This window comes from Aquimarina sp. U1-2 (genome assembly GCF_017897595.1).
Lineage (GTDB): Bacteria > Bacteroidota > Bacteroidia > Flavobacteriales > Flavobacteriaceae > Aquimarina.
The window spans coordinates 203,247-216,971 of record NZ_JAGKIK010000002.1; the positions used below are offsets into that span (position 1 = coordinate 203,247).

The window sequence follows — 13,725 nt, forward strand, 5'->3', positions numbered from 1 at the left end:
TTAAGAAGTCTAACTTGGTGATCAAGTTAAATAAAAGATGCTTTTTTTGCTTCAATCATCTTTTGGAGTATCAACTCTACACCATCATCGTTATTGCTCTTTGTAGTGTAGTTGGCTACTGCCTTAACGTTAGGATGCGCATTTTCCATAGCAAAACTATAGGTGGCTCTTGACATCATTTCCAGATCATTGTTGTAATCCCCGAAAACCATAGTTTCTTCAGGTAGAATGTTTTGACTTTCTTGAAGTTGTTGTAGCGCATATCCTTTATGAGCCAGATTGTGAGACAGATCTAGCCATATTTCGCCAGAGACTTTAACTTTAAGGCGACCCTCAAGATGTTTTAAAGCTGGATACAGGTATCGTTCTGATCCTTTTTGATTGCAAATAGCTATTTTAAGATAAAGATCATCAGTAACATTGGCTAAATCATCAACAATTTCATATCGGTCATAATATTCAGAGAACATATCGACAAAATCTTGCCCATAGTTTTCGATATATCCTTTTTTGCGACCACATAAAATTACTTGTGAACCTTTAAGATCCCGGGTAATTTCTAATAATTCGAGATATACATCTCGATCTATGGCAGTTGTTTGAAGTTCTTTGCCTTGCCTCATGGTGAGCGCTCCGTTTTCTGCAATAACATAAATATCATCTTTGATGGGTTTTAACTTATCTATAATACTGTAGTATTGTCTTCCGCTTGCGGCTACAAAGGTTACACCCAGCTGTTGTAATTCTTCAAAAAGTTGAAAGAAATGGTGACTTACCTCACCTTTACTGTTAAGAAGTGTGCCGTCCATATCTGTAGCGACTAGCTTTATTTTTGATAAATTCATAGCGATGACAATTTCAAGTGGTAAAGGTATACAGTTCCTTGAAATACAAAGTGGTATGATTGTGAAATTTATATTAAATTCATAAAAGGCTTATGATCTACCTCCTAACAAGGAGGGATTAAAGCCACTGCGCCCAGGGAATTCTTGACAACATCAAAATCCAGGCTATTGTGTAGAAAATAGCCAGCATTTTAAATTTTGGAGTAGACGTTAGCTTTTTCTTATGTTTAGAGTATCCAATAGTAATAAAAACAATCATTAAAATCATAGTTAGAGGATGCTCAACATTATAAAGGCGTAGCGTACTATCTTTCATAATTTCTCCCATACCATGCGTTTCAGAAAACCAAACTACAAGTGGTGATACAAAGAAAATAACTAGCCCTATTAGCAGTTGTATATGGGTTACAATTAGGGCAAAAAGTGAAATTCTAAAATCCTTTGGGACATACGCTCTTTTTCTAATAAACCCTATTATCGCATTAAAAGTGGCAAGAGTTACTACTAAAACTACTAAATAGGCCCAATAAGAATGTACGATTTGAATTGCTTGATACATGTTAGTCATTTAAGTTTTTCAAAGATAATCATTATCATACCAACTGTCAAAATCAAATAGTGCCTCTCAAGTATTGTATCTTAATTTGAGAGGCACTTTGTAATCGATAAGTCAGGATACTTTGGCTATTTATGAAGCATGCTAATGGCTATCAATTTTTGTGATGCTCTTGTATTATCTCATCATTACGATATAAACAACAAGGGTGTACACTATTGTAGGCTTCATCTGTAGCTTTAATCATTTCTGTATCGTGCCCCACGTTGGCAATTTGCTGACTTATTGTGGTAAGATCAGTTTTACGTTCGTCAAAAATCAAACTACAAGTTTTGGTATCAACATTCCAAACGGCAGATTTAACGCCTTTGGTTTTAATTGCGGCAGTTTCAATTCGTTTTTTACACATGCCACAAATGCCATCTACTTTTATAACTGTTTTGGCATTTTTATTTTGAGCTGAAATTGAAAAACATAGTAAAAGATTAATAAGTAGTAACTGAAAAGTTTTCATACGTTTAAATGTTTTTAATTGGTTGAAAATGAAATAATTAAAAAATAGAGAACGTATGTAACCGCTACGCTCTCACATTAAAAATTTTAAACATTCCCTTTTGTAAAGTAATTTTTAAAATTTCTTAATGTTCGTTTCATATGTTTAAATTTTTGTGATTATTTGATAATAAAATAATTGAATATCCGCTAAATCATAAAATTAATTGTAACATCTGGTCGAGCGCAGTCGAGACCTGATTTTAAGTTCGTTGGATTTACTAACCTCTCGATTGCGCTCGAGGAGACAGTGCGATATGATTGATGACAGATATTCATTTAAAATAATTATAAGATTAAGAATGTAGGTAACCACTGCGCTGAATTTTACATTGTATATCGAAGACCCAAATAATAATTACTCCCAAAAATGGGTCCGTATACAAAAGTAGTATCAAAATTTGAACCAAAGGGATTCTGAGGATCAAGAATAGGATTTTGCTGTCTCTGATCTGTAAAATTTTCTGCTCCCAGATACACTTCAAAAGTAGTACTAAATACTTTGGTCACCTGTGCGTTAAGAGTACCTATAGCAGGTGAAAATGTGCTAAGTTGAAAAGCTTCCGGATTTGATGCTGTGCTAGGATATCGTTGCTTCCCCAGCCAATTATAGGTCAAATCGAATTTCCAATAGTCTGATTTTCCTTCTTTTAAAGCAGTTTCATAGGCAATATTAGCAAAAACACGGTGGCTTGGTGTCAAAGGTCTTTCTAAACGACCGTTTTGATATGTGGTTTCTACTTGATAATATTTGTATGCGGTTCGGAACTCTGTACCGTTAAAAAGAAAATAATTGAATTCTACTTGAAGGCTATTGGCAAAACTTTCTCCCTCTAAATTATAGAATTGAATCTGTCTGGGGTCCTCCCAATCGACAACGACCTGATTTTTAAAATCTGTTCTGTAAAAATCGATAGAGACCTCTGCCTTCTTTTGAAACACATTGAAACCTTGTAAGAAAGATATTCCGTAATTCCAGGCGATTTCTGGATCTAACCCATAGATTTCTCCTCTTGCCTCTTGAATAGAGATCACCCTAGAGGTTGCCAGTAAGGATTGATTTTCTACAAAAAGATTTGCGCTTCGTTTACCTCGCCCTATAGACCCTCTTAACGCGGCCTTGTTCCAGGGAGTAAATCGAACATGTAATCGAGGGGTCACAAATGTTCCAAACAAATTGTGAGTATCTAACCGTAGTCCAGCTGTGAGTAGCAAATTGTCGAGGTTGTCATAAGCATACTCAAAAAATGCTCCTATAGAATTTTCGGTTCTATCGTAATTCGTAATTTCTACGGTCTCATCAAAATCATCATAGGTTACCGTAAGACCGGTTTTAAATTGATGTCGAGAATCACTTATAATAGAATTAAATAGTAGGTTGCCATATGCACTTCGATGATGAATGGTATAGGGTCTTAGACCGTAATACGCCTTTTGATCATGATCGTTGTAAGCAAGCTGGACACCTATACTTTGATAGGGGGCTTCAGGAAAAACATAGCCTAATTTGGCAGAGATCCCTAAGTGTTGTGTATCTATTTCACCTCCCCAAGAGTTGGTAGTACCGCTATCGGTTCGTGTATCAAAACGAGTTTCACCTATACGTTTTTGATCATTCATATAGCGCAGATTGATAAAACTTACAAAGCCTTTTGAGGGATCTGCATATTGCCAGCGGTTTAATACGTTGAATTGATTAGCAAGCGGCATGTCTAGAAAACCATCTTGATTTCGGTCATTTTTTATACCTCTATAATTTCCATGCACATAAAGCCCCGTACTCCATTTTTCAGTAATATCTTTATTGATATGAACATTGGTTTCCGTTCTTCCGTTTATTGCACTATAGGTGTTCAAAAAGAAGCGATCATCGGTTTTAGGTTTTACAAATTCTGTATTGATTTGACCCGCAATGCTTTCAAATCCATTGACTACACTACCGGCACCTTTGGTAATTTGAATACTTTCTACCCAAGTTCCTGGGATAAAACTGAGTCCGTGAGCTTGTCTGGCACCTCGAATAGCGGGAATATTTTCTATATTAATTAGTGTATAAGGGCTAGTAAGACCAAGCATTCTAATTCTGCGGGTACCTGTAATAGCATCGGCAAAATTGACGTCAATAGTGGGATTGGTCTCAAAACTTTCAGAAAGGTTGCAACATGCCGCTTTTAACAATTCGTCACTACTTATTTGAATTACATTTTTTGCTTCGATATAAGAGCGTGACGTTGCTCTTTTCTGAGAAGTTATCATCACTTCATCGAGGCTAGCCTTTACTTTGAGTACATGACTTATTGTTTTGGGTTGGTTAATGTCTAAAGTATCTGTTTGATATCCCAAATAGCTAATTACTAGTTTTGAATGTTCTGGGGTATATGGAATTTTAAAAGTCCCATACTTATTAGTGCTAGTTCCAATACTCGAATTGAGCCAGTAGATATTTACATCGGGCAGTGGGATTTCTTTGGCATTCTGAATTTCTAATATGATTCCTTCAACATCATCCTGCGCATGGAAGAACAGGGGAAAGAACCCTAAAATATATATAAATTTTTTCATTAGTAAAATGTTTTATTCTTTTGGTAATTGTTAAATGAACGCATGTCGTATGTATAAACTTTATAGGTTAGGCACTTGAGAGTACCTATAAAATTTTATTAGCACTGTCAAAGGGTATAATACCCCGAGGTAGTTTACATAGACGTGCAACAGGGGTTTCACACTATTATTGGTAAACAGACATCACAGTTGAGTTAAGTAGTATTACTAATCTGGAAGTTTGTATTACCCTATTGTAAGCGTAAGTGAAAAGAATAAAAATCAAATTAAAAAAGTTTCATAAAGGACTTGATGGTCTTTATGAAGGGGAGGAGATATATAAGAAAAAGGAATACGAGCTTTAGACATTTCGCTCGGTTCGATTTCAAGTAAGAAGGTATACGATATCGCCAAAGCGATGTATGGGTAAAGTTGTATATCATGATTCACCCGTTGAAAGGTGTCATCGGTATTGATATGAGTATATTGATTATCACAGCAAGAATGATCTGCATCCTCGTTATCTTCACACGCATCATTTTTATTGACCATACCGCATGAGAGTTCTGCTTGCCCCAATGTGAGAAGTGCCATCATTTCTGAATCTCCACAGAAATGTTGTGCATAGGTAAGCTGACTATTGCTGGTCAATAGTAGTATACACGCAAGTATGGAGATTATTTTTTTCATAAGTTGTAAAAGTAATAAATGTAGTATAAAGTTCCTAAATAAATGTCATCACGAGGAGGAACGACGAAGTGATCTTTTTAAATGTACACGAAAATTCTAATCAGCGATACGGGAGTGCTTAGGCAGACTGCTTCAGTCGTAGCCTCCTTCGCAATGACGTATGATGTGTGTAGTGACGTTTACTAATCAAAATGAAACAACCAACCCTCTGACAGGTCGCTCCAATCAGGATTATTGGAATGAATAAGATTTTCTTTTCGCTTTCTATTTCCTGCTTTTATTTGCTTTTCTCGGGCAATAGCTTCTATAATACTGTGAAACTCTTCAAAATAAACGAGTTTATCACAATTGTACCTGGCAGTAAAACTTTTAGCAAAAGCTTTCGTTTTATGCTGATATACTCTTTTTAATAAATTGCTGGTTACGCCTGTGTAGATAACGGTATTGTTTTTATTGGTCATTAAATACACATGGGCAGTTTTCATAAGGATATTCTGTTTAATGGCGTAAAAGTAGTTAAAAATAGTGTTTTGTTTTAGCAGACTGCTTCAGTCGTAGCCTCCTTCGCAGTGACGTGGTGCATGAACATGTTATGAAAACAGCATCGCGAGGAGGGAGGATCAATTAAAACGTCATTACGATACACCGATAGGTGGAGAAGTAATCTTATGAATTTGTGTAGTCATCGCGAGGAGGAACGACGAAGCGATCTTATAAATGTACCCGAAAGTTCTAATCAAAGCTACGGGCGTGCTTAGGCAGACTGCTTCAGTCGTTGCCTCCTTCGCAGTGACGTGGCAAATTATATTGAAATGTCATCACGAGGAGGAACGACGAAGTGATCTTTTTAAATGTATATGAAAGTTCTAATCAGAGCTACGGGAGTATTGGGACAGACTACTTCAGTCGTATCCTCCTTCGCAGTGACGTGGTAAGTATGCAATGACGTGGTGCATTAAAAAATCCCAAACAGCAATCCTATGTATTGCCGTTTGGGATGTTAGTGTCTCAAAGTTGATGTCTCTATTCTACTACGATCTTACCTTTTTTAGTGCCTTCAACAATTCAAAGTAGAGCAGTAAAATTTATTTTTAGTTATGTACAACTTGACGTATCAATATGCCCAGTGGAACAGGTTACTTGTACCCACATTCTTATTCCATTTCGGCACGCCCAACCGTGACATGTTCTTGGTCCTCCACCACCAGAATCATCGTTGTCATTATAAAATCCAGAATTATGGCTATGACCCGCATTGATCTTTTTTAGCTGTTCTCTTTTTAATTTTGGAAATTTTAAATCTTTTAAATTTTTCATAATAATACATTTTTAAATTAAATAATTTGTTTTTTGTTAAAAGGTTTTTAATAAAGTTATATTGATTTAGAATTAGGGAATTACATAAAATATAATTAGCTATTTTACTATACTTTAACAGTACCTAAAAATTTTAAGTTTTATGTCCTATCTGACTGAAATTGAAAGAAAAAATATTATTAATTTTCTCCTAAAAAAATATCCGATGGTATTAACGGCTATTCTAAGCGGTAGCGTAATAGATGAAACGGCGGATATAAATTCTGACATAGATATTATCATTATCGTATCGAATAGAAACCAACTACATAATGAAACCTTGTCCTTTAAAGGATATAAATTACAGACCTTTATAATACCGTTACAACATTTATATGAAAGGTTTTATGCAGATTATAGTAGTGCTAGGGGGCATTTTATAGGATTAATAGCTAAGGGTGTTTATCTATTTGGAGATCTGAAATTAGCAAATTCCATAACTGATCATAGTGTGGAATTAAAAAATAATGGCCCTAAACCTATGTCAAATGAAGATCATCTTGATGCAAGAATTTCGATTACTAAGTGCGCCCATAAGCTGGATAATATAAAAGAAAAATGGGAAAATCTAATTCTAGACGCAGGGAAGTTAGTAGATAATTTGATTGGTTTTAAATTACACTCCGAAGGAGTATGGAAAGGTGATGGAAAGCATAGAATGAAGTTTCTTGAAGAACATAATCCGCAATTTAAGCAAGAGATCATTAGTGCATTAGATTTAGCTTATGTAAAGAAAGATTATAAGAAATTAGTAGAGATTGCTGAAAAAGAACTCATTGGTAAAGGTGGTTTAGTGGAATTATACCCTGTAAACAATATCCAATTAGCACTCAATGAAGGTTCTCTATGTATTCATATCCCCTTTTTAGATAATTTTGAACAACGGCTCAACACTTTACAAATACTTAGTCAATCACTTTTGAAGTTTAAAAATCGTGTTGATCAGAATTTTACTAATTATTTTTATACGACCTATTCAACTGGGCAAGGGTTTTCTCCACAAGACATATTTTGTGTCATACATGCAAAGCACGAATGGCTAAATAATTTTTTAATTGATTGGTTGTACGCTTTAAAAAATGATCATGATTTAAATAACATGCATTTTCCTGCCTTTATTGGTTTTAAATTCAGGTTTGTTACAGAACCATTATACAAAGCGGTTATACCCATTTTTAATAAACTTAACTCTTTTGTAATAGAGGGCTCAGATGAGTTTTTTGATCAAAGTTTTCAAATTTCTTCTGCCTTTGCTGTAGTTAGTGATTTGAACCACGTTTATTTTCATGGCAAAGGAGCAGCCTTTAAAGAGTTCCTGTTTTTTATGTTTAAAAACTATTTTGTCTATAGTTATGACTGCAATGAACGTATTAACTCTAAAGAACTTATGAGAAGGCGTAATGACACCCTTCTACAATTTGAAGAGACCTATCAGCTACAAAAAGATATACTTATAAGATTGTGGACAGAAGATTTTGATTCCATTATTGAAAAAGAGATCAAGGGTTTGATATCTTCTTTACCTGATTTAGAATCCGAATTAGCTAGTTTCCCGGATTATAACTCATATTTTTTCAGAGGCATCCAAAATAGTACTGTGAAAGAAATAGTATTCCTTAAGGAGTTTTTAATAAGGTGTCTAGAAATATTATTAATAGACCCCTCTTTTATACCTTATATTTTTTATGCTGCTTTACGACTTGGGAAAGTCACCTATACATCAATCGAACAAGAACTAGCTTTACATTAATCCCACTGCTTTTTTTACATTTTATCATGTAAAATTTTCTACAAATAAGGAATTAAAACTTAACAAAAAAAGCCCTTTTATTATTTGATGAAAGGGCTTTTTTGTATTTTATGATTATAATTCTTAATTAAACAAATAACGTAATCCTATTTGCATTTGCCATCTTGAGGACTGGTTGTTCTCATCATCTATCTCCTCCACATTATCTATGTTTCTCTGATTAACCTGAAAAGAAGGTACACCGTTATTTACATTAATTACGTCTATTATTTGAACCTCGTCTCTAGTAAACTTTCTAACGCCCCAATCTTTGTTTAAGAAATTCCCAAAATTTAAAACGTCTGCTGTCAATTGTAATCCGTGTTTATTTCCCCCTACGTTGATAGAAAAGTCTTGTACAAAACGGAAATCAAAAATGTGATTCCATGGTCCTCTCTCCCCATTTCTTTCTGCGTATTGTCCTCTTCGTTCTCTTAAGTAATCGTTATTTTCAATATAAGAATTTAATTGATCCCATTGTTCAGCTACAGAAGGGGTTCCAGGAATGATCTCACCTTCATCGTTTCTAAATGGAACAAGATTAATTTCGTTCTGATTTCTAGGAACATATATTAAGGCATTATCTCGAGTATCATCATTTAAAATAAAATTGCCAAAATTAGGAGTTCCATAGGTATAGGAAAATGGAGAATCTTGGAATCCTTCATATACTAAGCCAATCGTAGTTTTTATATTTTCATTCCACTTAAACTCATAAGAGATATTTCCAATAATTCTATGTCCTGGAGAAAAATCTGATCTAGTTACAGGTATTCTTGCATTTTTACCATTCACAGTGACTTGATTTCTCCATTGAGAACTATTTTGAGATGAAGATGCATCAAATATATTTTCAGATTCACCATAAGAATACGAAATACTTCCTTGAAAACCGTTATCAAAAGGTTTTTGTAACGTAAATGTAGCATTGTAAGAATATCCCTCACCGGTATTGGATGCTAGATAAATCCCTTGATAGGTGTTGTCAATCAAATCCCTGCTATATCGCAATCTATTATCTTGTCCTCCGTCTAAGGTACCGATTGGTCCTGCAATGTTAAGATTTTCGTACTGTAACTGGGTAATATTATCTTGATATAGGAAATCTGCAGAAGCAATTAAACCCCAAAATGGTAATTTTTGGTCTACAGCGATATTATATTTCAATACTTGAGGTAACTTCGTATCTGGTGCAAACAAATCTATTTGACCACCCACTGCACCTACTCCTCTTTCTATATGAGTTGGCTGCGTATTAACATCTGGATTGAAAAAAATAGATTCAGGAGGAAAGTTTCTTTCTTCACTTGCTCCAAGGGTTACACCATTATTATTGTAGGTTCCACCTGCCCAAACTAGTGGTACTCGCGATGTAAAAATTCCTAAACCTCCCCGAACCTGAGTAGTTTTATCTCCATTTACATCCCAATTAAACCCTAATCTTGGTGCTATATGAGCTCTAGGATTGATTGCTTTACCTACTCTCGCTCCACGAAGATCTTTTCCCGCCGCTTCTAATATCCCTACAGTTCTTGTGTTAAAATCTTCGTTTTCAATCCCTTCTTCCCAGAAGGGGATATCTAAGCGTATACCAGCCGTAATTTTAAGGTTATCTGTAAACTGAATCTCATCTTGTACATAAAAACCAAACATAAATCTTCCAAATTCTGCCGCTCCTACTGCATCATCACCTACGCTAGGTCCTGCTAATAATGGATAGCTAATATCATATCGATCAGCATCTCTTTCATTTAGGAACTGATCTGTTCCACTATTAATAAATTCGTCGGCATCATTAAATTGATCAAAGAACTGATAATAACCAAAATTACTAGCAAAAAAAAGATTCTTAGTCGATGCATATTCATTTTGAGTACCAATAGTAATGGTATGCCTTCCAGAATAAATATTGAAATTCTCAGCTAATGTAAATACATCTTGATCTAATAAATTTGAAGTGCTGAATCGTTCGGCTCCAAAAGTTATCCTGGCACCATTGCCGTCTCTAAGCTGAACCGAAGGAAATGGACTACCATCCGGATCTCTGTCATCACGTACTCTTGAATATCCTAATATTAGATTATTGGAAAATTTATTGCCTATAGTTGAGTTCCACTCTAATGTAGTTGTATTGGCCACGCTTTCAAAAACTTCAGACCCATTAGAAAAATTAATATTTCTAACACCAGAAGCTCTTCCTTCAAGATTTTCTGATTTTACATAGTTGTTCTTAAAGAAAATCTGATTGTTTTCATCTACGTTCCAGTCTAGTCTTATCGTAAAAGTATTACCTAAAAGGGTAGATAGATTATTTTCATAACTACCTATGTCGTAGTTGTAATTTGTTGAAACGAATTGCCTTAAATTTTCCAGATCAGCCGCTGTGGATTGACCTGTGTAAGTGTTGATAAAGAAAGGATTGGTAAACTCATTATCAACTCTTTCATAATTTACAAAAAAGAATAACTTATCTTTAATAATAGGACCTCCCAAACGTAGTCCATAGGTTGATGCTGTAAACTCATTAACTTTAGTTCTCTCATCTCCTTCTCTTAGTAAGTCTACTGGTGTTTTACCTACTAAATCTTCATTTTTGAAAAACGTGTATGCTGAGCCAATCCATTCATTCGTTCCTGATCTTGTAATAGCATTTACAGCTCCTCCTGCAAATCCGGATTGTTTAACATCAAAAGGAGCTACATTGATCTGAATAGTTTCAATTGCATCTATAGTGAATGGATTTACTCCAGTTTGACCACCATTAGTTCCAGAAGCTGCTAAACCAAAAACATCATTGTTGACAGCTCCATCAACATATATGCCATTAAACCGATTGTTTTGCCCGGCTATAGAGAAAGAAAATCCGTCATCTCCTTCATTTAATTGTGCTTGTGGAGTTATTCTTACAAATTCAGCAATAGATCTCGAAGTATTGGGTATTGTGTTAATTTCTCTTTGTGTTACGGTTGTTTCTGTACCTGTCTTATTTGAATCAAATACGCTACCTTTTTGAGCAGTAATAATTACCTCATCTAAAGCATTAGTTTCTTCTGTCATTTGAACACTAATTCTCTCAGATTGTCCAAGCTGTAAAAAAAGATCGTTCTTTTTTACTTCTTCAAAACCTACATAAGAAATATTAACACTGTATGGACCCCCTACACGCATATTGTTAATACGATAAAATCCATCAAAATCAGTAGTAACACCGTATTTAGTTCCCGTCGGTTGATGTATCGCCACAATTGTAGCCCCTGGTAATGGTTCTCCGTTATTATCGGTGACTTTACCATTAATCGATGATGTAGTTACCCCTTGCGCATACGTTTCCCCAACGACTGCCATAAGGATTACAACTAATAAAAATGTAATCTTTTTCATGTGTGTATTAAATTGTTTTTTTCAATTGTCATAGAACCTTCAACAATTTCCTGATAATCATTTAGACACCCCCAAATGTATCTAAATCGCTTTTGATTCCATTACCTGTAAGTGAGTTAATTAATCCGTGCAAATGAACAAATCTTTGTGGAATATAACTTTACCTTAATGTTAAGAGTTTTTCACAAAATTTGTATAGCATTAAAGTAAAGTTATTTTGAGAGTGCACTGATCCTCAATACGTTGAAGATATTCAAAAGTTATCAACCAAAAAAAAGTTAATTAGTAATTCACTCTTTTCTGCAACGTTAACATTGTAAACTCGTTTAGATCTCAAAAAAACCTTTGTTATCCGCACAGAACAAGGTTGGTTTTTATTTTTTTAGATAGTGTGCTAAAAGTTTTTGAGTAGAAACGTCGTGTTGATAACTTTGAGTCTTGTTAATTTCTGATAGAATTTTTGTGGCCAATTGCTTACCCAATTCTACCCCCCATTGATCATAGCTAAAAATATTCCAAACAATCCCTTGCACAAAAATACGTTGTTCATACATCGAAATTAAAGCCCCAAGGCTTTTTGGAGTTAGTTTATCGATTAAAACTGTAGTTGTGGGTTTATTTCCTTCAAATACTTTAAAGGGAGCAAGTTGTTTCAGTTTTTCTTCAGATAGGTTTTTAGAAGCAAGTTCTTCTAGTACTTCGTTTTTCGTTTTTCCATTCATTAATGCCTCAGTTTGGGCAAAGAAATTAGCCATCAATTTATCTTGATGATCTTGATCTTCAAACAACGAATATTTAAAACCAATAAACTCTGCCGGGATCAATTTGGTACCCTGGTGAATTAATTGAAAAAATGCATGCTGCGCATTGGTTCCTGGTTCTCCCCAGATAATAGTCCCCGTTTGATAATCAACCGGGTTTCCATTGCGGTCTACACTTTTTCCATTACTTTCCATGATGCCTTGTTGTAAATAGGCGGGAAGTCGATGTAAGTATTGAGAATATGGGATAATCGCTTCACTTTCTGCGGTAAAGAAATTGTTGTACCAGATACTCAGCATACCTAGGATAACAGGTATGTTTTCGTCGAAGGAGGTATTTTTAAAATGTTCATCCATTTCGTGTGCACCTTCTAGTAATGCTTCAAAGTTGTCATACCCTACTGAAAGGCTTATTGATAGTCCAACGGCACTCCATAGCGAAAAGCGACCACCAACCCAATCCCATAATGGAAATATATTATCTTCACTAATACCAAAGTTCGTTACGTTCGGGATGTTGCTGGATACGGCTACAAAGTGGTTGCCTACTGTATCTTTTGGTGCTTTTTGGGTGAACCAATTTCTGGCGGTCGTAGCGTTCGATAAAGTTTCCTGGGTAGAAAAAGTTTTAGAAACCACTACAAAAAGGGTAGTTTCAGGGTTCAGACCTTTCAGGTTTTGATGCACATGATCTCCGTCAACGTTTGATATGAAATGTACATTAAGATGATTTTTATAAAACTCCAGAGATTCTGTGATCATTACAGGACCCAGATCAGACCCACCAATACCAATATTGACAATGTCTGTAAATGATTTGCCGGTATATCCTTTTAAGTCTCCGGAAATGATCTGATTGCTAAACGTTCTTATTTTCTCTTTTACTGCGGTAATTTCTGGAATTATATTTTTACCGTCTATCTCTAAACTATGGTTAGAAGGAGCTCTTAACGCCGTATGTAGTACAGCTCTTTCTTCTGTTTTGTTAATTAGGCTTCCGCCGAAATAATGTTGTATGGCTTGATCTAGTTTTACTTCTTTTGCAAGTTCGATCAATAACTTTTTGGTGGTCGTATCCATTCGATTTTTGGAATAGTCTACATAGAAATCATTCCAAATCACTGAAAAATCTGTTGCTCTACTGGGTTGCTGTTGAAATAGATCTTTGAGATGTTTATTTTTTATGTGCTCAAAATGAGCAGTTAGTGCTCCCCAGGCTTTTGTGGTGGTAGGATTAATAGTTGGTAATGTCAT

Annotated in this window: 10 protein-coding genes; 1 reads left to right on the top strand and 9 read right to left on the bottom strand. The window is 35.0% G+C overall.

The features are described 5' to 3' along the window. Positions 1 to 26: 26 nt before the first annotated feature. From J8281_RS03760 to J8281_RS03790, 7 genes are all read right to left on the bottom strand, one after another. Positions 27 to 845 (bottom strand): HAD family hydrolase, encoded by an 819-nt coding sequence (locus J8281_RS03760; RefSeq protein WP_210196257.1) that lies wholly within the window; start codon positions 843 to 845, stop codon positions 27 to 29. Between the two features lie 118 nt (positions 846 to 963). Then, entirely contained in the window at positions 964 to 1,404 is a 441-nt protein-coding gene (locus tag J8281_RS03765) for a hypothetical protein (protein WP_210196258.1), read from the bottom strand. Between the two features lie 151 nt (positions 1,405 to 1,555). Further along, a complete protein-coding gene (locus tag J8281_RS03770; RefSeq protein ID WP_210196259.1) occupies positions 1,556 to 1,915 on the bottom strand; it encodes a heavy-metal-associated domain-containing protein in 360 nt (119 codons plus the stop codon). Positions 1,916 to 2,280: 365 nt separating this feature from the next. Then, the gene (locus J8281_RS03775) at positions 2,281 to 4,515 is read right to left on the bottom strand and encodes a TonB-dependent receptor domain-containing protein (protein ID WP_210196260.1); all 2,235 of its coding nucleotides are present in this window, start codon (positions 4,513 to 4,515) and stop codon (positions 2,281 to 2,283) included. Between the two features lie 261 nt (positions 4,516 to 4,776). Next, positions 4,777 to 5,184 carry a hypothetical protein gene (locus tag J8281_RS03780; protein ID WP_210196261.1) on the bottom strand — a complete coding sequence of 136 codons (408 nt, stop codon included), beginning with the start codon at positions 5,182 to 5,184 and terminating at the stop codon, positions 4,777 to 4,779. Positions 5,185 to 5,366: 182 nt separating this feature from the next. Then, entirely contained in the window at positions 5,367 to 5,669 is a 303-nt protein-coding gene (locus J8281_RS03785; protein WP_210196262.1) for a GIY-YIG nuclease family protein, read from the bottom strand. Between the two features lie 610 nt (positions 5,670 to 6,279). After that, a complete protein-coding gene (locus J8281_RS03790; protein WP_210196263.1) occupies positions 6,280 to 6,501 on the bottom strand; it encodes a hypothetical protein in 222 nt (73 codons plus the stop codon). Between the two features lie 142 nt (positions 6,502 to 6,643). On the opposite strand from J8281_RS03790, the gene J8281_RS03795 reads away from it, so the two are divergent. Next, positions 6,644 to 8,290, top strand: a complete 1,647-nt coding sequence (locus tag J8281_RS03795; protein ID WP_210196264.1) for a nucleotidyltransferase domain-containing protein — start codon at positions 6,644 to 6,646, stop codon at positions 8,288 to 8,290. A 123-nt stretch (positions 8,291 to 8,413) separates the two neighbouring features. Here J8281_RS03795 and J8281_RS03800 read toward each other — a convergent pair whose 3' ends face one another. Together J8281_RS03800 and pgi are read right to left on the bottom strand one after the other, a co-directional pair. After that, the gene (locus J8281_RS03800; protein ID WP_210196265.1) at positions 8,414 to 11,710 is read right to left on the bottom strand and encodes a carboxypeptidase regulatory-like domain-containing protein; all 3,297 of its coding nucleotides are present in this window, start codon (positions 11,708 to 11,710) and stop codon (positions 8,414 to 8,416) included. A 374-nt stretch (positions 11,711 to 12,084) separates the two neighbouring features. After that, positions 12,085 to 13,725, bottom strand: coding sequence for a glucose-6-phosphate isomerase (gene pgi / locus J8281_RS03805; protein ID WP_210196266.1), 1,641 nt, complete (start codon positions 13,723 to 13,725; stop codon positions 12,085 to 12,087).

Excerpts from the sequence above, each read along its gene's own strand:
- J8281_RS03780 (WP_210196261.1), bottom strand. The coding sequence starts at position 5,184 with ATGAAAAAAATAATCTCCATACTTGCGTGTATACTACTATTGACCAGC.
- J8281_RS03770 (WP_210196259.1), bottom strand. The coding sequence starts at position 1,915 with ATGAAAACTTTTCAGTTACTACTTATTAATCTTTTACTATGTTTTTCA.
- J8281_RS03800 (WP_210196265.1), bottom strand. The coding sequence starts at position 11,710 with ATGAAAAAGATTACATTTTTATTAGTTGTAATCCTTATGGCAGTCGTT.
- J8281_RS03785 (WP_210196262.1), bottom strand. The coding sequence starts at position 5,669 with ATGAAAACTGCCCATGTGTATTTAATGACCAATAAAAACAATACCGTT.
- J8281_RS03795 (WP_210196264.1), top strand. The coding sequence starts at position 6,644 with ATGTCCTATCTGACTGAAATTGAAAGAAAAAATATTATTAATTTTCTC.
- J8281_RS03760 (WP_210196257.1), bottom strand. The coding sequence starts at position 845 with ATGAATTTATCAAAAATAAAGCTAGTCGCTACAGATATGGACGGCACA.
- J8281_RS03765 (WP_210196258.1), bottom strand. The coding sequence starts at position 1,404 with ATGTATCAAGCAATTCAAATCGTACATTCTTATTGGGCCTATTTAGTA.
- J8281_RS03790 (WP_210196263.1), bottom strand. The coding sequence starts at position 6,501 with ATGAAAAATTTAAAAGATTTAAAATTTCCAAAATTAAAAAGAGAACAG.
- pgi (WP_210196266.1), bottom strand. The coding sequence starts at position 13,725 with ATGACATTACCAACTATTAATCCTACCACCACAAAAGCCTGGGGAGCA.
- J8281_RS03775 (WP_210196260.1), bottom strand. The coding sequence starts at position 4,515 with ATGAAAAAATTTATATATATTTTAGGGTTCTTTCCCCTGTTCTTCCAT.